Origin of the sequence: Streptomyces chattanoogensis (assembly GCF_001294335.1) — a bacterium.
Classification (GTDB): domain Bacteria; phylum Actinomycetota; class Actinomycetes; order Streptomycetales; family Streptomycetaceae; genus Streptomyces; species Streptomyces chattanoogensis.
Genome location: NZ_LGKG01000057.1, coordinates 1 through 21,352, shown reverse-complemented (window position 1 = coordinate 21,352; position 21,352 = coordinate 1). Strand labels below are relative to the sequence as shown.

Genomic DNA, 21,352 nt, shown 5'->3' with positions numbered 1-21,352 from the left:
CCTCGCCTCAGCCCCGGCCGCCCCGGGGACGCCGGACGTACGCGGCGACGCCCCAGCCGATCGCGCCCGCCAGCAGCGCGCCGCCCAGCACCGTGACACCGGTGCCGACACCGGAACCGCCGCCGAGGCCGGTGCGGGCGCCGCCCTTGGGGACGCCCAGGTCCTTGGCCATGTCCCCTTCGGGGCCGACGTCGCTGTTGGTCTCGGTGCCGACCTCGGCCTCGGCGGAGACCCTCAGACTTCCGGTGAAGGTGCGGCGGGCGGGGCCGTCCGCGCCGTGCTCGCCATGGCCGGGCGGGTGGTCGCCCTGCAGCTGGAAATCACCGCCCCGGTCGCCCCCCTTGTCACCGTCACAGGTGACGGTGACGGTGTACTCACCCGGCTTGGTCGATCGCGGCACGGTGGCCCGGCCGCCGACCTGACCGCGCAGCGTGGACAGCTTCAGCCGGGGGATGTCCGTACCGTCGAACGTGGCCTCACCGGCCCCGCCGGTGCAGTTGCCGCCGTCGAGGACGGAGAACTCACCGCCGGGCGGCACCGGATCGGGCTGGACCAGCACCGCTTTCGTATCGTCCGAGGCGGTGGCGACGCCGCCGCTGCCCAGAGCGAGCGAGGCCGCCACGGCGGCGGTCAGGGCGGCGCAACGGCGGACGGAGCGGCGGCGGGGGACGGCATGTGTGCGCATACCCCGAGCGAATCGTCCCGGACGGCCGCGCGCACGTCGGTGGCAGATTTCGATGGGCTTTCCGGGTGGATTCGGGAGGAATCCGGGCGGATCCTGCGGTGCCGGGCTTCCCGCCGCCCGGCACCGCCCGGCTCACGCCTCCAGTGCCAGGCTCCAGTTGCCGGCCGACCCGGTCAGCGTCGTCACCGAGAGCGGCTGGACGTCTATCCGCCAGTATGTGTGCGGGGGCGCCTGGAGCGCGTAGGCGAGGGCGGCGCGTACGACACCGGGCTCGGCGACGGCCACCAGTCCGGCGCCCTGTTCGATGGGCCGGGTGTCGAGCCAGTTGCCGATGCGGGTGATGAAGGCCAGCAGCGACTCCCCGCCGTGGGGCGCGGACCGGGGGTCGGCGAGCCAGGCGTCCACCGCCCCCGGCTCGGCGGCCGTGACCTCGCCCAGGGTGCGGCCGTGCCAGCGCCCCATGTCGCAGTCCCGCAGCGCCGGCTGGGCGAGCGGGGTGAGGCCGAGGAGCTCACCGGTCTCCCGGCAGCGCGCCGACGGCGAGCAGTAGCGCAGTTCGGCGGCGGCGAGCCGGCACAGCACGGGGGCGGCGCGCTCGGCCTCGTGCCATCCGGCGGCGTCCAGCGGGCGGTCGTCGCCGAACCGGGTCGCGAGCAGCGCGGAGCTGCGGGCGGCGGCGAGGAGCTTGAGACGAACGTGCATTCGCCGATGGTAAGAGGCCCCGGCGCCGGGCGGCAGGGTTGCTCAGAAGTCGATGGGGCCGGGGTCCATCAGGCCGAGCGTCATCCACTGCTCCGGCGCCACCAGGCTCCGGAAGCCGATCTTCTCGTACACCCCGTGCGCGTCCTGGGTGGCGAGCGTGATCCGGGTCAGGCCGCAGGGCGTCAGATGCCCGGCTATGGCCTCCACCAGGGCGGTGCCCAGGCCCTTGCCGCGGTCGTCGCGGGCGACATAGACATCGCAGAGCCAGGCGAAGGTGGCGTGGTCGGTCACCACACGGGCGTACGCGGCCTGGCGGCCCGAACCGGACTCGTACAGGCCGAAGTTGAGCGAACCGGCGACGGCGCGGTCGTGCCGCTCGCGGGTGCGGCCCACGGCCCAGTACGCGTCGGTGGACAGCCAGTGGTGGACCAGGTCGCCGTCCAGGCGCGCGGGGTCGGTGGAGATCTCGTAGCCTTCGGGCCCGTCGAGCAGATGATCGGTCATGCGGGGAGGTTCGCAGAAGAGCGGGGGCGGCGTCGAACCGCCTGCCGCATCAAACGGGCCGGACCGGCCGGGGGCCCGGCCGCGCACCGGCCGCCGCGGGCCTCAGTCCACCCGGACCCCCAGCTCGTCACACGCCCTGCGCAGCCTGCGCACCCCTTCCGCGAGCTCCCCGGTCCCGGCCGCGGACACAAAGCTCAGCCGCGCATACGGGGCGGGCGGTTCGGCGGCGAAGTAGGGGCGGCCGCCGGCGATGGCGACGCCCGCGCGCAGCGCAGCGCCGGTCAGCGCGGCCTCGTCCGTACCGTCCGGGAAGCGCAGCCAGAAATGGTAGCCGCCGGGCGGTACGAACAGGCCGTCGCCGGCGAGCGCGGGCAGATACCGGTGCAGCGCGGCGAGCAGGACGTCCCGGCGGGCCGCCAGCTCGCCGGAGATCAGGCGGAGATGCCGGGACCAGGCCGGCGAGTTGACCAGTTCGACGGCGGCCTCCTGGAGCGGTCCGGGGACGAAGAAGCTGTCGACGACCTGGATGGCGCGCAGCCGGTCGAGGACCGGGCCGCGGGCGGCCAGGGCGCCCACCCGCAGGCTGGGCGAGGTGGCCTTGGTCAGGGAGCAGACATGGACGACGGTGCCGTCCCGGTCCTCGGCCATCAGGGTCGGCGGCAGGGCGGGCGCGCCGTCGTGCATCAGCCGCCGGGCGAAGTCGTCCTCGACCACGAACGCCCCGGCCGCGCGGGCCACCCGCAGCACCTCGCGCCGCCGCTCGGCGGCGAGCACCGCACCGGTCGGGTTCTGGAACAGCGGCTGGCACACGAACAGCCGGGCGCCGCTGGCCCGGAAGGCGTCGGCGAGCAGATCGGTGCGGACGCCGTCGGTGTCCGTCGGTACGGGCACCGGCCGCAGTCCCGAGGCGCGGGCGGCGGCGAGCATGCCCGGGTAGGTCGGGGATTCGACGAGCACCGGGGCGCCGGGGGCGGCGACCGCGCGCAGGGCGGTGGTCAGCGCGCTCTGGCCGCCGGCGGTGACCAGCACATCGCTGGTGGCGAGCGCGCCGCCGGGACCGCCGATCTCCCGCGCGAACCAGGTCCGCAGCTCCGTGATGCCTTCGACCGGCGGCCGCGCCCAGGCGCCCGGCCGCCGTCCGGCTCGGGCGAGCGCCCCGGCGAGGGCGCGCTGGGGCTGGAGATCCGGGTGCAGATAGCCGCCGTGGAGTTCGATGACGCCGGGGGCGGGTGTGGCGAGTGTGGCCAGGACGCCGGTGGCGTCGACGCTGCGCGGCACCTGGTCGCCGGCCGCTTCGGCGCTCAGGGCGATCTCCTGCCAGGAGGTGTCGGCGGGGCGCGGCGCCTCGGTGCGCGGTACCGCCCGGAAGGCGCCGGCGCCGGGCCGGGTGACGACGAGCCCCTCGGCGACGAGTTCGGCAAGGGCCCGGGAGACGGTCACCGGGCTCACCCGGTGCCGCTCGATCAGGGCCCGACTCGACGGCAGCTTCTCTCCTGGAGAGTAGCGGTCCATTTCCCTACGGAGGTTCGCGGCCAGCTCAGCGACACTGCTACGCTCATGCATGAGAGACAACGATAGCGCTATTGCAGCGGGTGGGATAGCGGTCGACACCGACACCGCTGCCGTTACGGTCACCACCGGCACCACCACCCGAGAGCGGCCCGCCGCGCCCCGCGCCACCACATCGACCCGCGGCGTCCTGCTCGCCGCGCTGGGCGTCGCCTCCTTCTCCCTGACGTTCCCCGCCACGGCCTGGGCCCTCGAGGGCATGCGCCCGTGGACGGTGGTGATGCTGCGCAGCGTGCTCGCGGCCGCGCTCGGCGGCGGCGCGCTGCTCGCCCTGCGGGTCCGCGTCCCCGAGCGGCGCCACTGGGCGGGCATCGCGGTCGTCGCGGGCGGTGTCGTCCTCGGCTTCCCGCTCCTGACGACCCTGGCCCTGCAGACCTCCACCACCTCGCACGCGGCCGTCGTGGTCGGCCTGCTGCCGCTGACCACCGCCGCCTACTCCGCCGTACGGACCGGGGCGCGGCCCTCGCGCACCTTCTGGACCGCCTCGCTGGCCGGCGCCGTCATCGTCATCGGCTTCGCGGTGCAGCAGAGCGGCGGGGCGCCCGACACCGGCGATCTGTTCCTGTTCGCGGCGCTGCTGGTGTGCGCGGCCGGGTACGCCGAGGGCGGCCGGCTGGCCCGTCATCTGCCCGGCTGGCAGGTGATCGGCTGGGCGCTGGTGCTGGCCCTGCCGGTCACGGCCACGGGCGCGGCCTTCGCGCTGTCCGCCGAGCCGCTGCGGCTTACCGGGCACGCGGTCGGCGGGCTGCTGTGGCTGGGGCTCGGCCCCTCGTTCCTGGGCATGGTCGTCTGGTATCGCGGAATGGCCGCGATCGGCGTCTCCCGGGCCAGCCAGCTGCAGCTCGCCCAGCCGCTGCTCACCCTGGTGTGGTCCGTCCTGCTGCTCGGCGAGCAGCTGCCGCCGGCCGCGCCCATCGCGGCGGTCGCCGTCCTGGTGTGTATCGCGGTCACCCAGCGGACCCGCGGCTGACGCACCGAAGCCGGCCGGCGCCTGCCGGGTGCGAGGACCCGGTCCGGACGTAAACTTGCGGCGATGGCATGTACCGCCGTCCGGGCCGTCAGCCGGCCCGCGATCAGGTAATCCGTCGGCCGTTCCACCGCCCGGCCAGTCCGCTGTCGGCCCCGCCGGGCGCACGGCCCCCCGAAGCGGGAGGACCTCTGATGCACGCAAGCAAGGGCGACCGGCTGGTGGTGCACGGCCGAACGGTCGGGCACGAAGACCACACCGTCGAGGTCGTCGAGGTACTGGGCACGAACGGCGAACCGCCCTACCGCGTCCGGGACGCCGCAGGGCACGAGACGATCATGGCGCCCGGCCCCGACTCCGTCGTACGGCACGGCAAGTCCACCGACATCACCGGCAGGTAGGAGACCACGGGCCGGCAGGACGTCACCGGCCGGGCAACCGTGACCACTACGGCCGCACCGCGCCGCCGTAGTGGTCCTGTACGACCCGGGCCAGCGCACCCGCGCGGTCCCTGACCACATCCCTCGCCGAGAAGTAGACATGCCCGCCGACCTGCGGATGGTCGCGGGCGAAGGCGAGATGGCGGGAGAGTTCGGCCGGGTCCTGCCAGGGGGCGTCCTGCGCCGGGTCGCCCGCGCGGTAGAGGGCCTCGCCGATGTAGAGGTCCACGCCGGTGCCGGCGACGGCCTGCGACCACCACGGCACGAGCTTGGCGTAGTCGGCGGCCGGGAAACCGATGTTCCAGTACACCTGCGGGACGATGTAGTCGACCCACCCCTCGCGCACCCAGCGGCGGGTATCGGCGTACAGCGTGTCGTAGGCCTGCAGCCCGCGGGTGTCGGAGCCCGACGAGTCGGTGTCCTTGTTGCGCCAGATGGCCGACGGGCTGACGCCGAACCGCACCGGCCGCCCCACGGCGGCGACCTTCTGCTTCATCTCCCGCACCAGCCGGTCGACATTGTCCCGCCGCCAGCTGGCCAGGTCCGCGAAGCCCGCACCGTGCTGCTCGAAGGCCGCGTCGTCCTCGAACCGCCGGCCCTCGGCCGGATACGGATAGAAGTAGTCGTCGAAGTGCACTCCGTCGACGGGATAGCGGCGCACCGCATCCAGCATCGCCTCCTGGACGAAGGCGCGGACCTCGGGCAGGCCGGGGTTGTAGTAGAGCTTGCCGGCGTACGGCAGCACCCAGTCCGGGTGCCGGCGCGCGGGATGGCCGGGCACCAGCCGGCCGGGGTCGGTGTGGTGGGCGACCCGGTACGGGTTGAACCAGGCGTGCAGTTCGAGATCGCGCCGGTGTGCCTCGGTGACCGCGAAGCCGAGCGGGTCCCAGCCGGGGTCCTTGCCCTGGGTGCCGGTCAGATACTGCGACCAGGGTTCGTGCGGCGAGGGCCACAGCGCGTCGGCGGTCGGCCGCACCTGGAAGAACACCGTGTTCAGGCGGCGTTCGACGGCCGCGTCGAAGAGGTTCAGCAGTTGGCGCTGCTGCTCGGCGGGCGGCTGTCCCGGCTTCATGGGCCAGTCGAGGTTGGCGACGGTGGCCAGCCACATGCCCCGCACCCCGGAGCGTCGCGCACCGTCCGCCGCGCTCGCGTCCGCCGTCCCGGCCCCCTCGGCGAGCAGCGACGACGCCACGCCCAGCATGCCCGCCGTGAATCCCCGTCGTGTGATCCGTCTCATGATCCCTCTCATGACTCCGCAAGTGAAAAGCAGAGAATTATCCGGTTCATCCCTTCCTGAGGGCTCAGGATGCCCGCCCCGGCGCCCGTAACACAGCACGGCGCGGAGTAACGTCGGGGCCGAGGCGGGCGTCGGACCCTTACGGCGTACCGCAGGGTCCTGAAGATCAGCGAAAGGCACGAGGTGACGGACACTTTCACCGACATCGCACGCGTCGGAGTAGTCGGCTGCGGCCAGATGGGCGCCGGCATCGCCGAGGTCTGCGCCCGCGCCGGACTGGACGTGATGGTCGCCGAGACCACCGGCGAGGCCCTGGAGCTGGGCCGCACCCGCTTGACCAACTCGCTCACCAAGGCCGCCGAACGCGGCAAGATGACCGTGGCGGAACGCGATGCGACGCTCGGCCGGCTGAATTTCACCACCGATCTCGGGGAGTTCGCCGACCGCGACCTCGTCATCGAGGCCGTGGTGGAGAACGAGCAGGTCAAGACCGAGATCTTCCAGGTCCTCGACCAGGTGGTCACGCGTCCGGACGCGATCCTGGCGTCCAACACCTCCTCGATCCCCCTGGTGAAGCTGGCGGTCGCCACCTCCCGCCCCGACCAGGTCATCGGCATCCACTTCTTCAACCCGGCCCCGGTGCAGAAGCTGGTGGAGCTGATCCCCGCGCTGACCACCGCCGACGAGACCATCAAGCGCTCCGAGGCGCTGGTGGAGAACGTGCTGGGCAAGCACGCGATCCGCGCCCAGGACCGCTCCGGCTTCGTCGTCAACGCGCTGCTGATCCCGTATCTGCTCTCCGCGATCCGGATGTTCGAGTCGGGCATCGCCAGCCGCGAGGACATCGACAACGGCATGGAGCTGGGCTGCGCCCACCCGATGGGCCCGCTCAAGCTGTCCGACCTGATCGGCCTGGACACCGTGGCCTCGGTCGCCGCCTCGATGTACGAGGAGTACAAGGAGCCGCTGTACGCCGCTCCGCCGCTGCTCGCGCGGATGGTGGACGCGGGGCGGTTGGGGCGGAAGTCCGGGTCGGGGTTCTACTCGTACTAGCGAGTGCGGCGGCGCCGCCAAGTGGCGCCGTTCAAGGGAGAGTTCACCCTTGAACGGCGCCGCGGTCGCGGCGGCGTCGCCCGCGCTTCGGGCCGGTCGAGGGCGGTCCCGGATACCCCGTCCCGTGGGCGGCACCGGCGTTCACCCGCACCTCGCGGCACCGCCCGCCCGCCGCTCGGGGCGTGTGGGGGCAGGAGCCGGGGCGGGGACCCGCGGCCGGTCGTTGCACAGCATGAGCAGTGCCACGTCATCGGTCAGCCGCCCGCCGGAATGCCGCAGCAGGGCCTGCCGTACGCCCTCGACCACCCCGGCCGGCGAACGGCCGGCCGTCCCGGCGGACCGGCCCAGCTCCCGCACCAGGGGAAAGAACTCCCCCGCGGCGTCCCGGGTATCGGCCGCGCCGTCGGTGTGCAGAAACAGCCCCTCGCCGGGCCCCAGCCGCCCGCACCCCACCGCGGGAAGCTCGCCGGGCAGCGGGAAGAGCCCCAGGGGCGGCATCGGCTCGGCCGGTGCGAGCGGGGTGACCTGCCGGGAGGCGATGGCGTACGGCCAGGGGTGCCCGCAGTTCAGCGCCGTGACGGTGCCGTCCTCGGCGATCTCCATCAGCAGGAGCGTCACGAACTCCTCCGCCACCGGGCCCGCCGGCTGCCCGTCGCGCACCCGCTCGCGCAGATGCCGCTGGTGCGTCCGCTCCAGCCGCCGCAGCACACCGCCCAGTTCGGGCTCGTCATAGGCCGCCTCGCGAAAGCTGCCGAGCATCGCCGCGACGGTGCCGATCGCCTCCAGGCCGTGCCCGCGGACGTCCCCGATCACCGCCCGTACGCCGTACCGGGTCCCCACCACCTCGTAGAGATCCCCGCCGACGACGGCCCCCTCGCTCGCGGAGAGATGCCCCGCGGCCAGCGCCATTCCGTCGATACGGGACGGCAGCGGGCGCAGCAGCACCCGCTGCGCCGCGGCGGCGACCTCCCTGCTGCGCACCAGATCCCGCAGCAGGCGCCGGCGCCGGCCGGCCGTCAGATAGCTGGCGCAGATCACCGCGAAAACCGCCCCGCAGGTCGTGGCCCGGGCACCGAGCCCGGCCGCCGGCTCCACCACGCCGAACGGCAGCAGCGCCAGCAGGGCGCACAGCCCGCCGAGCAGCACACACTGCCGGCGGCCGGTGCCTGCGCAGGCGATGGCGGGCGCCGCGGCGAGCAGCTGGAGCAGCTGGCCGCCGGTCGGGCGGCACAGCTCCCAGACCACCACACCCAGGACCCACACACCGGGCAGCACAAGGAGAAAAGCCCTCCGGGCACGCGCCGTGCCCCCATGTGCGCCACCGCTCACCCAGGCTCGGAACATGCCGGCGGTCCCCCTAGCTCGACCGCACCGATTCTCACGACGTCGCCCGCCCGATTCGGTGACGATGCGTGCGATATCACCCGATGGAGTGATGAGCGGAGGGCTCTGCGGAATTACGGCCGCAGCACCCACAGATGCCGGTCGCCCGTACCGGGGCGGCAACGGAAGGCGGTCCACTCATGGTGGTCCACTCCGTGAGATCCCTCGGCCCGGCAGCCGTCATCTGTCCAGTAGTCGTCGAAGAACTCCCAGCCGGACGCGACGGGACCACCGGGTCCGGCCGGTGCGTCGGCAGCCGGTACGGCCTGTGCCGACGCCGTGATGCCGAGGGCGAGCGCCGCCGATGCCCCCGCGACGACCACCCGCACGGTCTTGCTCACCCCGGGCCTTCCCCCGAGCTTTCGCATGGACTTTCCCCCGAACACTGTGACCCCCCGGAACAGCGGAATGACATCTGCCGCATGCATCGAAATTCAGCGCGGCCCCACGGTCAAGGACCGGCATCCCGGTTGACCGGGGAATCGGCCATTCCGTGACTGCCCAGGACAATGGACGCCGCCGGACCTCCCCCGTCCGGCGGCGAAAAGGGGTGAGGGCGCGGACGGCTCACCGCCGTCCGCGCCCTCATCCGTCACTCGCTAGCCGCGCAGCGCCGCTCCCGTGCGCTCCACGGCCGCCGCGACCGCCGCATCGCGGGCCGCGGAGGCCTCCTCGGCGGTCAGCGTGCGGTCCTCGGCGCGGAAGCGCAGCGCGTAGGCGAGGGACTTCTTGCCCGCGCCCAGCTGCTCACCGGTGAAGACATCGAACAGCCGCAGCGATTCGAGGAGTTCGCCGGCGCCGTCGCGCAGCGCGGACTCGACATCCGCCGACGGGACGCTGTCGTCCACGATCAGCGCCACGTCCTGGGTCGCCACCGGGAAGGCCGAGACCTTCGGGGCGCGCCGCGGTCCGGCGGCGGCCCGCTCGATGCGGTCCAGGTCGATCTCCATCGCGCAGGTGCGCTCCGGCAGGGCCAGGGTCTTGATGACCCGCGGGTGCAGCTCACCGGCGTTGCCGACGAGGATCTCCTCGCCGTCGGCCAGGGCGAGCAGCGCCGCGCAGCGGCCCGGGTGGAACGGGGCGTGCTGGTCCTGACGGACGATCAGCTCGACCCCCGCCTCGCGGGCGACGATACGGCCCGCCTCGATGGCGTCCGCCCAGATGGCGGGGCGTCCCGCGCCCCACCAGCCGGCCTGCTCACGGCCCCCGGCGAGCACCACGGCGGCGCGCCGCGGCTGCTGCGGCAGGGAGGCGTCCAGCGCGGCGATGTCGTCGTCGCTGGGCCGGCGGTCGACGACCAGACGGCTGGCCGGCTTCTCGTCGCCGGTGGCCCGGAAGACCGGTCCGGTCTCGAAGAGTGCCAGATCGTGCGTGCCGCGGCCGTGGTTGCGCCGCAGGGCGTTGAGCAGACCCGGGATCAGCGTCGTACGGAGGTCGGGCTCCTCGTCCGAGAGCGGGTTGAGGAGGGTGACCGCCGCGCGGCGCGGGTCGTCCGGCTCGATGCCGAGCTGGTCGAGGACGTGCGAGCCGGTGAAGGGGTAGTTCAGCGTCTCGACATAGCCCGCACCGGCCAGCGCGCGGCCGACCCGGCGATGCAGCCGCTGACGCTCCGTCAGGCCACGGCCGGCCGGCGGCAGCGGCAGCGTGGAGGGCAGGTTCTCGTAGCCCTCCAGCCGGATGACCTCTTCGGCCAGGTCGTTCGGGTCGCTGAGGTCCGGCCGCCAGGACGGCACGGTGACGACCAGCTCGTCCTGCCCGTAGACATCGCAGCCGACCTGCTGGAGGCGGCGGACGACGGTCTCCCGGCCGTAGGTGAGACCGGCGACCTTGTCCGGGTGGTCGGCGGGGATGCTGATCGTGCGCGGTCCGCGGGGCGAGACGATCTCGGTGACGCCGTCCTCGGCGGTGCCGCCGCCGAGGCCCACCAGCAGATCGACGGTGCGCTGCGCCGCGGCGGACGCGGCCTCCGGGTCGACGCCGCGCTCGAAGCGCTTGGCCGCCTCGGAGGACAGCTTGTGCCGGCGGGCGGTACGGGCGATGGCGATCGCGTCGAAGTGGGCGGCCTCCACCACGATGTCGGTGGTGCCGCGCAGCTGACCGGTCTCCGGGTCCGCGACCGCACCCGCGATCTCGGTGTTGGCGCCGCCCATGACACCCGCGAGGCCGATGGGGCCGCGGTTGTCGGTGATGACCAGGTCCTCGGCGTCCAGCACCCGCTTGGCGCCGTCCAGGGTGGTCAGCTTCTCGCCGGCCGTGGCACGGCGGACGCCGATCGGACCGTCCACCGTGGCGCGGTCGTAGGCGTGCAGCGGCTGGCCGATCTCGAGCATCACGTAGTTGGTGATGTCGACGGGCAGCGAGATCGGGCGCATACCGGCCTTCTGGAGGCGTCGCTGCAGCCAGATCGGGGAACGCGCCTCGGGGTTGAGGCCGGTCACCGTACGGGCGGTGAAGCGGTCGCAGCCGATGGGGTCCTGGACCTTCACCGGGTAGCCGCCGGCGTTCGGCGGCGGCACGTCCAGCAGCGCCGGGTCGCGCAGCGGCAGCCCGTAGGCGGTGGCGGCCTCGCGGGCCACCCCGCGCAGCGACAGGCAGTATCCGCGGTCCGGGGTGACGGCGATGTCCAGCACCTCGTCGACGAGTTCCAGCAGCTGGATCGCGTCGGTGCCCACCGCGGTCTCCGGCGGCAGCACGATGATGCCGCCCGAGCCGTCGTCGCCCATGCCCAGCTCGTCGCCGGAGCAGATCATGCCGTGTGACGTGCGGCCGTACGTCTTGCGCGCGGCGATCTTGAAGTCACCGGGCAGCACGGCGCCGGGGAGGACCACCACGACCTTGTCGCCGACCGCGAAGTTCCGCGCGCCGCAGACGATTTCCTGGATCTGGCGGCCCGTGTCGTTGCCCGCCGCGTCAGCGGCTGATGTCGCAGGGCCGACGTCGACGGTGCAGAAGCGGATCGGCTTCTTGAAGCCCTCCAGCTCCTCGATGGTCAGCACCTGGCCGACGACCAGCGGGCCCTTGAGGCCCTCGCCGAGGCGCTCGACGGTCTCGACCTCGAGGCCGACGGCAATCAGCTTGGCCTGTACGTCACGGCCGGTCTCCGTCGCCGGCAGGTCGACGTACTCCCGCAGCCAAGAAAGCGGGACCCGCATCAGATCTCCATCCCGAACGGCCGGGTGAACCGGACGTCGCCTTCGAACATGTCACGCATGTCTTCCACGTTGTGCCGGAACATCAGCATCCGGTCGATGCCGAACCCGAACGCGAACCCGCTGTACTTCTCGGGGTCGACGCCACAGGCGATGAGCACCTTGGGGTTGACCATGCCGCAGCCGCCGAGCTCGATCCAGCCTTCGCTGGAGCAGGTGCGGCAGGGCCGGTCGGGGTTGCCCACGGACTCGCCACGGCAGACGTAGCAGACCATGTCCATCTCGGCGGACGGCTCGGTGAACGGGAAGTAGTTCGGCCGCAGCCGGGTCTTCATGTCCGGGCCGAACAGCGCCCGGACCATGTGGTCGAGGGTGCCCTTGAGGTCGGCCATGGTCAGGCCCTCGTCGACGGCGAGCAGCTCGATCTGGTGGAAGACCGGGGAGTGCGTCGCGTCCAGCTCGTCGGTGCGGTAGACCCGCCCCGGGCAGACGACGTAGACCGGCGGCTCGCGGTCGACGAGCGTACGGGCCTGCACCGGCGAGGTGTGCGTGCGCAGCACGACGCCGGACTCATCGCCCTTCTTGCCGTTGCCCTGGACGAAGAAGGTGTCCTGCATCTGGCGCGCCGGGTGGTCCGGCAGGAAGTTCAGGGCGTCGAAGTTGAACCACTCCGCCTCGACCTCGGGGCCCTCGGCGACCTCGTAGCCCATCGCGACGAACACGTCGGCGACCCGCTCCATGAAGGTGGTCAGCGGGTGCCGGGCGCCGGCCGGGGTGCGGTCGTAGGGCAGCGTGACATCCACCGCCTCCTCGACGAGGACACGGGCGTCGCGCTCGGCCTCCAGCTCCTCCTGGCGGGCCTTGAGCGCCTGGTTGACCCGGCCGCGGGCCTGGCCCACGCGCTTGCCGGCGTCCGCCTTGGCGTGCGGGGGCAGCGCGCCGATCTCGCGGTTGGCGAGGGCGAGCGGCGAGCGGTCGCCGGTGTGGGCGATCTTCACCTCGCGCAGCGCCTCCAGAGAGTCCGCGGCGGCGACGGCGGCCAGCGCCTCGTCCAGCCGGGCGGCGATCTCTTCCGGTTTCAGGGCTTCGACCTCGACAGGGTCGTACGACTTATTGGGTGCGGACATCTCTTCCCGTGCTTCCGGTGGACTGGCTTGGCTTGGCTCGCGTCGCCTCGGCTCGCCCGCGATGCTGGTGCGCCAAAGGTGCCAAAGGTCAAGTCTAAGGGGGACGGCCGACGCGGCAGGTCCGAGCCCCTTCGGGGCGCCCGCCGCGAGGTCTCTCAGGCCATAAATGCCGGAGCCGCGACGGGCAGGCTAAATCGGAACTGCGCACCGCCGGCCGGCGCCCGGCCGACCGTGATCGCCCCGCCGTGCGCCTCGACGATGCCCTTGACGATATAGAGGCCCAGGCCCGTGCCGCCGCGCTTGCTGCCCCGCCAGAAGCGGGTGAAGACGCGGCTCATCGACTCCTCGGGGATGCCGGGGCCCTCGTCGCTCACGGTGACGGTCGTCCCCTCTGCGCTGGTCGCCTCTGTGCCGGTCATGTCCGTTGCCGGACCGACCTCAATGGTGACCGTTCCCTCGCCGTGCCGCACCGCATTTTCCAGCAGGTTGCCCAGCACCTGGTCCACCTTGTCCGGGTCCGCCCACAGATCGGGCAGCGGCTCCAGCATCCGGATCAGAAAGCGGTCGGGCCGCTGGCCGGCGGTGGTCTGCGCCTGTACGTGCCGGCGCACCGCGGCGATCATGTCGACCCGCTGGCGGCGCACCTCCAGCCGCCCCGAGTCGATCCGGGAGATGTCCAGCAGCTCGGCGATCAGCCGGGTGACACGGTTGGCGTCGGCGTCCACCGTCTCCAGCATCAGCCGCTTCTGGTCGTCGGTGAAGCGTTCCCACTTCTGGAGGAGGGTGGCGGTGAAGCCCTTGACGGAGGTCAGCGGCGAGCGCAGTTCATGGGCGACGGTGGCGATCAGCTCGGCATGGCTGAGCTCCGTACGCCGCCGGGCCTCGGTGCCGCGCAGTGCGATCACCAGCCGCTCCACGGGGCCGGTGGGGCGGCTGCGGACGTAACGGGCGGAGACCAGCACCTCACGGCCGCCGAGCAGCAGATTGCGCTCGGGCTGGCCGCGGCGGATGGCGAGCCCGCCGTACGGGGCGGTGAGCTGCCACCAGGCTCGGCCCTCGAGGTCCTGCAGCGGCAGGGCGTCTTCCAGGGGGCGGCCGAGGGCGTCCCGGGGGGCGATGCCGGTGATCCGGGCGGCCGCGGCGTTGAAGGCGGTCACCCGGCCGGTTGCGTCGGCGACCACGAGGCCGTCGGGCAGGTCGTCGGGATCGAGGCCGGCGCCCACTGGCCGGCCGTCGGCGGCGGGCGACGGTGCGCTGTCAGCTGTGACGGTGATGCCGGAAGTCCTCACACTCATCCCCGTTACCCCCTTCCGGGCCCCCGAGCACGCCACACTACTAGCTCGGGTCCGCTGTGCCAGGAGATCCGCCCCAGACCCCTCAGGCGGGTGATGCGGCGCGGCATCCGCCCGCCGCGCGCTGGGCGCGGGCGGAGGCGTAGAGGCAGACCGCGGCGGCCGTGGCGAGGTTGAGGCTCTCGGCCCTGCCGTGGATGGGGACCCGTACGACGGCGTCCGCCAGAGCCCGGGTCTCCTCCGGAAGGCCCCAGGCCTCGTTGCCGAAGACCCACGCGGTGGGGCCGCCCATGGAACCGGCGTCCAGCTCCCCGTCCAGGTCCCGGTCGCCCGCGCCGTCGGCGGCCAGGATCCGCACCCCGGCACCCTTGAGCCCGTCCACCACCCGCTCGATGGGCACCCCGACCGCGACCGGGAGATGGAAGAGCGAACCGACCGAGGCCCGGACGGACTTGGGGTTGTACAGGTCCACGGAGGCGTCGGTCAGCACCACGGCGTCGGCGCCCGCGGCGTCCGCGCAGCGCAGCACCGTACCGGCGTTGCCGGGGTCACGGACGTGGGCGAGCACCGCGACCAGCTGCGGGCGGGCGGCGAGGATGTCCTCGAACGGCGAGTCGAGGAACCGGCAGACGCCGAGCAGGCCCTGCGGGGTGACGGTCTGGGAGATCTCGGCGACGGTCCGGTCGTCGGCGAAGTGCACCCGGACGCCGGCCGCGCGGGCCGCCTCGACGATCTCGGCGTGCCGCTCGGCGGCCTCGACGGTGGCGAACAGCTCGATGAGCGTGGGCGTCCCGTCCGTGCGGTGCGCGATGGCTTCCCGTACGGCCTGCGGCCCCTCGGCGATGAACCGGCGCTCCTTGCCGCGGAAGGCGCGGCGGGCCAGCCGCCGGGCGGCGGAGACACGCGGGGAACGCGGGGAGATCAGCTCGGGGGTGCCCATGGGCGGCGGCTCGCTTCTGTTGTTTCGGTGCGTGGTGGACCGCGGTCCGGAAAAGCTACGGACCCGCAGGCCGGGGCCTGCGGGTCCGTATCACGTCGTCAGGCTGGGGTTCAGGCAGCCTTCGGGGCGTTGACGTCGCTCGGCAGCGCCTTCTGGGCGGCCTCGACGAGCGCGGCGAACGCGTTGGCGTCCGTGACCGCGAGGTCGGCCAGGATCTTGCGGTCCACCTCGATGTTGGCGGCCTTGAGACCCTGGATGAAGCGGTTGTAGGTCATGCCGTTGGCGCGGGCAGCGGCGTTGATGCGCTGGATCCACAGCTGACGGAAGTCGCCCTTGCGCTTCTTGCGGTCGTTGTAGTTGTAGACGAAAGAGTGGGTGACCTGCTCCTTCGCCTTGCGGTACAGGCGCGAGCGCTGGCCGCGGTAACCGCTGGCCTGCTCGAGGATCGCCCGGCGCTTCTTGTGGGCGTTGACTGCCCGCTTGACGCGTGCCACTTGTTAACTCCTTGTAGCGGGGCCGCGGTTGTCGTCACGCGGCCCGGTTCGATTGGGTCCCGGTCCTGGTCCTGCGCGCTCCGGCCGTCGGCGGAGCGCCCGGACTCACTTGCCGAGAAGCTTCTTGATCTTCGCGGCGTCGCCCGGGGCCATCTCGGCGTTGCCGGTGAGGCGACGCGTCACGCGGGACGACTTGTGCTCGAGCAGGTGGCGCTTGCCTGCGCGCTCGCGCAGCACCTTGCCGGAGCCAGTGACCTTGAACCGCTTGCTGGCACCGCTGTGCGTCTTGTTCTTCGGCATGCGCCGTACTCTCCTCGTCAGTGGCGCCCCCACCGGCACGGACCGGCCCGCGGGAGCGTCAGATGTAATCGGTTGTGTCCGGGGCGGGTGCCCCGGCATGCATCCGGGGCGCACGCCCGCGAATCACGCCTCGGCGGGTTCCCCGGCGGGCTCCTCCACGGACTGCTCCGCGGGAACTCCACCCTGGCGCTCCGCCTTGCGGGCGGCCTGCGCCTCGCGGGCTTCGGCCATCGCCTCGGTCTTCTTCTTGTGCGGACCGAGGACCATGATCATGTTCCGGCCGTCCTGCTTGGGGTTCGACTCGATGAAGCCGAGCTCCTGGACGTCCTCCGCGAGCCGCTGCAGCAGTCGGAAGCCCAGCTCGGGGCGGGACTGCTCGCGACCACGGAACATGATCGTGATCTTGACCTTGTCACCCTGCTTGAGGAACCGGACGACGTGACCCTTCTTGGTGTCGTAGTCGTGCGGGTCGATCTTCGGCCGGAGCTTCATCTCCTTGATGACCGTGTGCGCCTGGTTCTTGCGCGCCTCACGGGCCTTCATGGCCGACTCGTACTTGAACTTTCCGTAGTCCATGAGCTTGCAGACCGGCGGACGGGCGTTCGCCGCCACCTCGACCAGGTCGAGGTCGTACTCCTGCGCAAGCTCCAGGGCCTTAGCAAGCGGCACAATGCCGACCTGCTCGCCACTGGGACCGACGAGTCGCACCTCAGGGACGCGAATCCGGTCGTTGATGCGGGGCTCGGCGCTGATGGATCCTCCTCGGTAGCACCACGCGACGGCCTGGCGGACTGCCGCGTAACGTCTGTTTCGGTGTGACCAACCGCGCCGGTACATGCAAAACGCCCCGGACGGGACACAGGCGGGGCTCCGGAACTGAACCAGGAGCACCGCCGCGAAATCTCCGCGGGGCGCAGCCGGACCATTGACCCGCCGACCTGAGGTCGGTTCGGGTGGGAGATCGGAGCCTCCACTTGTGGGCCGGTCACCTGGGTGTCCGGCCGGTCGTCAACCCAGAATACACGAGTCAAGGGGCAGTCCCCACTCCTGTGCCCGCCTCCGGTGCGGCCGGTACGGGCCCGCGCGCATACGGGCACTCCCGGGCGCGGCGTCCGCGGACGCGGGCCCTAGTCTTGAGCGGACCCCTCAGCAGGAAGTGAAGCACCAGGACATGAGCGACCAGACCCCGCAGCAGCCCGACCCCGCGGACGCGGCCGGCGCGCCCGGCGCACCGGGTCCCGACTTCGAGGACATGACCCGTGACATCGCAGAGGTGCCGGCGGTCGAGGTGATCACCACGGTCGCGGTGCATCTGATGAGCTCGGCGGCGGTCAACCTCGGCCTCGCCGAGGGCGGCGAGGCCCACAAGGACCTGGACGAGGCGCGCAAGCTCATCCACGCGCTGGCGGGGCTGGTCACGGCCAGCGCCACCGAGATCGGCTCCTACCACGCGGCGCCGCTGCGGGACGGGCTCAAGTCGCTGCAGCTGGCCTTCCGGGAGGCCTCGGTCGTGCCGGACGAGCCGGGGCAGGGGCCCGGGGAGAAGTTCACCGGGCCGGTGTACGGCTAGCGCCTGCACTCACCGCGCACCGACGAGCCCCGGCCGCTGCGGCCGGGGCTCGTTGTCCGTTCCGGCTCGCCGTCCGTTCCGGTGGGGCCGGACCCGTTTCCCGTGGGCTCAGACCCGTTCGCCGGGCTTGGGCTCGCCGGGCTCCGCCTCGTCCGCGATCAGCCGCGGTTCGTGCGGCGGGTGGGTGACCTGGTGCACCACAGCGGCCAGCGCGCCGCCGATCAGCGGGGCGACGATGAACAGCCACAGCTGGGTGATGGCGCCGCCGCCCGCGAACAGGGCCGGGCCGATGCTGCGCGCCGGGTTCACCGAGGTGCCGTCCAGGGGGATGCCGATGAGGTGGACGGTGCCCAGCGCCAAGCCGATCGCCAGACCGCCGAATCCGAGCACGGCCACCCGGTGCGTGACCGAGAGCACCACGAAGACGAACAGGAACGTCATCACGATCTCGGCGACGAACGCGCCGCCCAGGTTGAGGTGCACCGCCGAGCGGTCGCCCCAGCCGTTGGTGCCGAAGGCGTCGTGCGTCCTGAGCCCCGGCACCTGTTTGGCGACCAGGAAGAGCAGGGCGGCGCCGACGATGGCACCGAGCACCTGGGCGATCCAGTACTCGACCGCCGTACGGACGGTGATCCGGCGGGCCAGCAGCAGGCCGAGCGTCACGGCGGGGTTGATGTGGCAACCCGAGATCGGGCCGAACGCGTAGGCCAGCGCCAGCATGGTGAAGGCAAAGGCCAGCGAGATGCCGAAGGTGCCGATGTATTCGCCCGCCAGCACGGCCGCGCCGACGGCGAAGAACACCAGGAGCAGCGTGCCGAGGAATTCGGCTATGACGGTGCGGGTCTCCGTGGTCTCCATGGGCTCTCCTCCCGTGGATCTGAGCTCTGCGATCTTGAGCTCTTCTCATAGTGAGGCCGGAGGGGCCGGTGCGCCTGCTGGAGAGGGTGCGCGGTGCGGTGCCGCGGGCGGTCAGCGGCGGTAGAGCGGGGCCTTCGCGCGCTCCGCCCCCGGGGGAAGAAGTGCCAGGTCAAGGCCGTGGACCAGGCGCTCGCGCAGGACCTCGTCGGTGGCCAGCGACCGGGCCAGGCGCTGGACCGCCTCGGCGGGGGCGGCGTCCGGGGCCAGGCCGACGGCGAGGGTCGCGTCGGTCTCGTCGGACGGTACGAGATGGGCGACCAGGACGGCCGGCTCGGCGGCCAGGAGGGTGCGCAGGGCGTCGGTGACGGCGGGGTCGGCCAGCGGGTCGGCGGTGTCGCGGCCCTCGGCCAGGGCCCGCAGGGCGGCGCCGGTGAGCTGGTAGGTGACCGGTCCCGCGAGGTCGACCACGACGGTGTCGGCCTTCTCGTGGGCGGCGGCCAGCAGGGCCTGCCGCATCGGCACGGCCACCGGGCGGGCATCGGCGCGCCAGCGCTGGAGGGTGTCCATGGAGGTGAAGGCGGGGAGGGCGCGGCGGCCGTCGGGTGCCGTGAGGGTGGGGACGGCCATATCGCTGGTCTTCTCGCGCCGGAGCCCGTCCGGGCCGGTCTCGACCTCGCCGAGCACGGCTACCACCGGCACCAGGACGCGTGCGCCGGCCAGGGCCGACAACAGCCGGGGCTCTGTGGTGCGGTCGCTGTCGTAGGCCGCCAGCGCTGCGGCAAGGGCCGGATCTGCGGAGCCGTCGTCGTTCGAGAAGCCTGGGTCGGGGATGTTTTTCTGCACGCTGGTGAGCGTATCGGCTGGGGTTTTTGTTGCCGCTGCGCGGGGCTGTTGCCCCGCGACACCGGGCCTACGGGCGGCTTCGCCGGATGACGGCGCCGGCGGCCAGCAGGAGGACGCCGGCGGCGGCCGCCGTCCACGGGAGCCAGTCGGTGGGCTCCGCGGCGTCCGGTTCGGGGGTGGGGCCCGGGCCGAAGTAGCGGCGGGAGTAGGCGGCGGGGGCCGGCTTCTGCGGGGCGGGCTCGAGGGTGGCGGCGCGTTCGAGGGCGGCCGCGGCGTCCGCCAGGCCGGCGCCGAAGTCGTCGTTGCGGCCGCCCTGGGGAGTGTCCTGGGCGGTGGCGGCGAGGAGCTGCTTGATCTGGGCGGGGCTCAGGCGGGGGTGTTCGGCGCGGATCAGGGCGATGGTGCCGGAGACCAGGGCGGCGGCGGGGCTGGTGCCCTTGCCGTTGTAGTAGGAGCGGTCCGGGTTGGACATGATGATCTCGTCGCCGGGTGCGCAGACCGTGGCGTACCAGTGGCGGGTGGAGAACTCGCCCCGCTCGTGCTGCTGGTTGATGGCGGTGACCGCGATGACGCCCGGATAGGCGGCGGGGTAGGAGACATGGTCGCCCTTTTCGCCGCCGTTGCCCGCGGAGGCGACCACGGGGATGCCCTTGCCGAGGGCGTACTGGATGGCGGCGTCCTCGCGGGGCTCGGGGTGGGCGGTCTCGCTGTCGTCGCCGAGGGACATGTTGATGACGTCGGCGCCGTGGTCGGCGGCCCAGCGGATGCCGTCGGCGAGGGCGCCGGCCTTCTCGGTGCGGGCCCGTTCGCGCTGGGGATCGCCGTCCTCGAGGATCACGCGGACGGGGAGGATCCTGGCCTCGGGGGCGATGCCGAGGACCCCGTCCTGGCGGCCGGCACCATGGCCGTGACCGGCGATGACGCTGGCCATGCCGGTGCCGTGGTCGGCCCAGGCCTGGTCGCCGGGCCCGGCGCCGAAGCCGACCAGGTCCTTCTCCGGGAGCACCTGGCCCTTGAGGTCGGGCTGGGTGGCGTCCACGCCGGTGTCCAGGACGGCGACGGTGATCCCCGCGCCCTTGGTCGTCTGCCAGGCCTGCTGGGCGTGCATCGCCTGCAGGGCCCACTCCTGCGCGCGGATGGTGTCGGCCCGTGCGGGGAGGGACGGCAGGACGGCCAAGGCGGTGGCGGCGAGGGCGGTGGCGGCGCCGCGGAGCAGGGTCGTACGGCTCACGGCTCCTCCGTGTTCTGGCCGGGGATCCCCGCCGCCTTGCGGAAGACGGTCTCGGTGCGGTCGGCGAGGGCCTTCGCGTCGTGGCCGAGGCCGGACTCGGCAGGGGCGGTGGTGGTGCCGGGGCGGACCGCGGCCTCGGCGGGCTGCGGTCCGGTGACGGCGCGGCCGTCGGCGAAGCCGGAGACCGCGTAGACGACGACCGGGATGTCGGTGAGGATCCGGAGGGTCCAGCTGGCCCGCTGGGCGGGGCCGAAGCCGGCGGCCGGGGTGCCCTTGGGGGCGTACGGCAGCGGCATCATCGTGGTGCGGGCGCTGAGGTTCCTGGTGCTGAAGCGGGAGTTGAGCGCCAGCATGCCCTTCGCGTCGGTCTTGGTGGTCACCGCGCCGACGGTGATGACGCTGGAGCGGGTGGCGTCGACGTACGTGGCGCGCAGCAGGCGGGTGCAGCCCGCCGGGGCGAGCGCCGTGGCCAGGCCCGGGTCGAGGGCCTTGGCGCAGGTGCTGTCGGGGGCGACGGCGATCCGGGTCCAGCGCCGGTCGGAGCCGCCGGGGCCGACGCCCAGGCCGTCGACGGTGCGCGGGAAGAGGGTGTCGACGGGCGTCCGGTGCCAGACGTCGCGGCCCTTGGCGAAGCTGTCCGCGGCGGTGGGGGGTGCGTCGGGGCCGCCGGTGAGCCAGCTTCCGGCCGCCGCGCCGCCGAGGAGGCCGATGCCGAGGACGAGGCAGGCGGCGGTGGCGAGGCGGTGCCGTCGGGAGCGGCGCGGCCGGGGGGCGCGGGGGGCGGCGGTACCCGGGTACGGTCCGGCCCCCGGGCCGACTGCCTGTGCGGGACGGGGAGTCGGCGGGGCTGCGGGGGTGCTGCCGGCCGTGCGGCCGCGGTCGGCGTTCCAGAGTTTCTCGCTGTTGGCGAGGTGGAAGGCGGCGGTGTCGCGGAAGGAGGCGGGCTGCCTGGGCGGCGGCGGGGCCGCCGGCCGTGGGGGCGCCGCCGGGCGGGGCGGGGCTGTGGGG

At 73.1% G+C, this 21,352-nt stretch carries 22 protein-coding genes; 4 read left to right on the top strand and 18 right to left on the bottom strand.

Annotation, left to right across the window (positions count from 1 at the left end):
• Positions 1-7 precede the first annotated feature (7 nt).
• The 4 genes from ADL29_RS08390 to ADL29_RS08375 all read right to left on the bottom strand — a co-directional run bounded on the left by ADL29_RS08390 (position 8) and on the right by ADL29_RS08375 (position 3,454).
• A complete protein-coding gene (locus ADL29_RS08390; protein WP_053923079.1) occupies positions 8-685 on the bottom strand; it encodes a hypothetical protein in 678 nt (225 codons plus the stop codon).
• Between the two features lie 132 nt (positions 686-817).
• Entirely contained in the window at positions 818-1,387 is a 570-nt protein-coding gene (locus ADL29_RS08385; protein ID WP_053923078.1) for a histidine phosphatase family protein, read from the bottom strand.
• Positions 1,388-1,429: 42 nt separating this feature from the next.
• Positions 1,430-1,891 (bottom strand): GNAT family N-acetyltransferase, encoded by a 462-nt coding sequence (locus ADL29_RS08380; RefSeq protein ID WP_053923077.1) that lies wholly within the window; start codon positions 1,889-1,891, stop codon positions 1,430-1,432.
• Between the two features lie 102 nt (positions 1,892-1,993).
• Entirely contained in the window at positions 1,994-3,454 is a 1,461-nt protein-coding gene (locus ADL29_RS08375) for an aminotransferase-like domain-containing protein (RefSeq protein ID WP_053923076.1), read from the bottom strand.
• On the opposite strand from ADL29_RS08375, the gene ADL29_RS08370 reads away from it, so the two are divergent.
• Complete coding sequence (locus ADL29_RS08370; protein ID WP_053923075.1) at positions 3,453-4,430, top strand: DMT family transporter; 978 nt, start codon at positions 3,453-3,455, stop codon at positions 4,428-4,430. The genes ADL29_RS08375 and ADL29_RS08370 overlap by 2 nt on opposite strands.
• Positions 4,431-4,621: 191 nt before the next feature.
• Positions 4,622-4,828 (top strand): DUF1918 domain-containing protein, encoded by a 207-nt coding sequence (locus ADL29_RS08365; RefSeq protein WP_053923074.1) that lies wholly within the window; start codon positions 4,622-4,624, stop codon positions 4,826-4,828.
• Between the two features lie 46 nt (positions 4,829-4,874).
• Here ADL29_RS08365 and ADL29_RS08360 read toward each other — a convergent pair whose 3' ends face one another.
• The gene (locus tag ADL29_RS08360; protein WP_053923073.1) at positions 4,875-6,104 is read right to left on the bottom strand and encodes a glycoside hydrolase family 10-like protein; all 1,230 of its coding nucleotides are present in this window, start codon (positions 6,102-6,104) and stop codon (positions 4,875-4,877) included.
• Positions 6,105-6,287: 183 nt separating this feature from the next.
• On the opposite strand from ADL29_RS08360, the gene ADL29_RS08355 reads away from it, so the two are divergent.
• Positions 6,288-7,157 (top strand): 3-hydroxybutyryl-CoA dehydrogenase, encoded by an 870-nt coding sequence (locus tag ADL29_RS08355; protein WP_211274274.1) that lies wholly within the window; start codon positions 6,288-6,290, stop codon positions 7,155-7,157.
• Positions 7,158-7,298: 141 nt separating this feature from the next.
• Here ADL29_RS08355 and ADL29_RS08350 read toward each other — a convergent pair whose 3' ends face one another.
• The 9 genes from ADL29_RS08350 to infC all read right to left on the bottom strand — a co-directional run bounded on the left by ADL29_RS08350 (position 7,299) and on the right by infC (position 16,679).
• On the bottom strand, positions 7,299-8,501 hold the full coding sequence (locus ADL29_RS08350) for a PP2C family protein-serine/threonine phosphatase (protein ID WP_053923072.1): 1,203 nt from the start codon (positions 8,499-8,501) through the stop codon (positions 7,299-7,301).
• A gap of 113 nt (positions 8,502-8,614) precedes the next feature.
• On the bottom strand, positions 8,615-8,881 hold the full coding sequence (locus ADL29_RS08345; protein ID WP_053923071.1) for a hypothetical protein: 267 nt from the start codon (positions 8,879-8,881) through the stop codon (positions 8,615-8,617).
• A 258-nt stretch (positions 8,882-9,139) separates the two neighbouring features.
• Entirely contained in the window at positions 9,140-11,692 is a 2,553-nt protein-coding gene (gene pheT / locus ADL29_RS08340; protein ID WP_053923070.1) for a phenylalanine--tRNA ligase subunit beta, read from the bottom strand.
• Positions 11,692-12,816, bottom strand: a complete 1,125-nt coding sequence (pheS, locus tag ADL29_RS08335) for a phenylalanine--tRNA ligase subunit alpha (RefSeq protein ID WP_053923069.1) — start codon at positions 12,814-12,816, stop codon at positions 11,692-11,694. The genes pheT and pheS overlap by 1 nt, the downstream gene beginning before the upstream one ends.
• A 155-nt stretch (positions 12,817-12,971) precedes the next feature.
• Positions 12,972-14,111 carry a sensor histidine kinase gene (locus ADL29_RS08330; RefSeq protein WP_053923068.1) on the bottom strand — a complete coding sequence of 380 codons (1,140 nt, stop codon included), beginning with the start codon at positions 14,109-14,111 and terminating at the stop codon, positions 12,972-12,974.
• Positions 14,112-14,193: 82 nt separating this feature from the next.
• On the bottom strand, positions 14,194-15,048 hold the full coding sequence (locus tag ADL29_RS08325; RefSeq protein WP_053923067.1) for a TrmH family RNA methyltransferase: 855 nt from the start codon (positions 15,046-15,048) through the stop codon (positions 14,194-14,196).
• Between the two features lie 110 nt (positions 15,049-15,158).
• Positions 15,159-15,542: a 50S ribosomal protein L20 gene (gene rplT / locus ADL29_RS08320; RefSeq protein ID WP_046928929.1), complete on the bottom strand. Its 384-nt coding sequence runs from the start codon at positions 15,540-15,542 to the stop codon at positions 15,159-15,161.
• 105 nt (positions 15,543-15,647) lie between these two features.
• Entirely contained in the window at positions 15,648-15,842 is a 195-nt protein-coding gene (gene rpmI / locus ADL29_RS08315) for a 50S ribosomal protein L35 (protein ID WP_016576627.1), read from the bottom strand.
• Positions 15,843-15,965: 123 nt separating this feature from the next.
• Positions 15,966-16,679: a translation initiation factor IF-3 gene (gene infC, locus ADL29_RS08310; RefSeq protein WP_211274273.1), complete on the bottom strand. Its 714-nt coding sequence runs from the start codon at positions 16,677-16,679 to the stop codon at positions 15,966-15,968.
• A 334-nt stretch (positions 16,680-17,013) separates the two neighbouring features.
• Here infC and ADL29_RS08305 point away from each other — a divergent pair, with 334 nt between their 5' ends.
• A complete protein-coding gene (locus ADL29_RS08305; RefSeq protein ID WP_046931436.1) occupies positions 17,014-17,412 on the top strand; it encodes a DUF1844 domain-containing protein in 399 nt (132 codons plus the stop codon).
• A gap of 108 nt (positions 17,413-17,520) precedes the next feature.
• Here ADL29_RS08305 and ADL29_RS08300 read toward each other — a convergent pair whose 3' ends face one another.
• The 4 genes from ADL29_RS08300 to ADL29_RS08285 all read right to left on the bottom strand — a co-directional run.
• A complete protein-coding gene (locus tag ADL29_RS08300; RefSeq protein ID WP_053923065.1) occupies positions 17,521-18,270 on the bottom strand; it encodes an MIP family channel protein in 750 nt (249 codons plus the stop codon).
• Positions 18,271-18,381: 111 nt separating this feature from the next.
• On the bottom strand, positions 18,382-19,113 hold the full coding sequence (locus ADL29_RS08295) for an SseB family protein (protein WP_053923064.1): 732 nt from the start codon (positions 19,111-19,113) through the stop codon (positions 18,382-18,384).
• A gap of 67 nt (positions 19,114-19,180) precedes the next feature.
• Entirely contained in the window at positions 19,181-20,344 is a 1,164-nt protein-coding gene (gene mycP / locus ADL29_RS08290; protein WP_245689237.1) for a type VII secretion-associated serine protease mycosin, read from the bottom strand.
• Positions 20,341-21,352: hypothetical protein (locus tag ADL29_RS08285; RefSeq protein ID WP_245689235.1), on the bottom strand; the 1,012-nt coding region annotated here is incomplete at its 5' end. The genes mycP and ADL29_RS08285, both read right to left, overlap by 4 nt.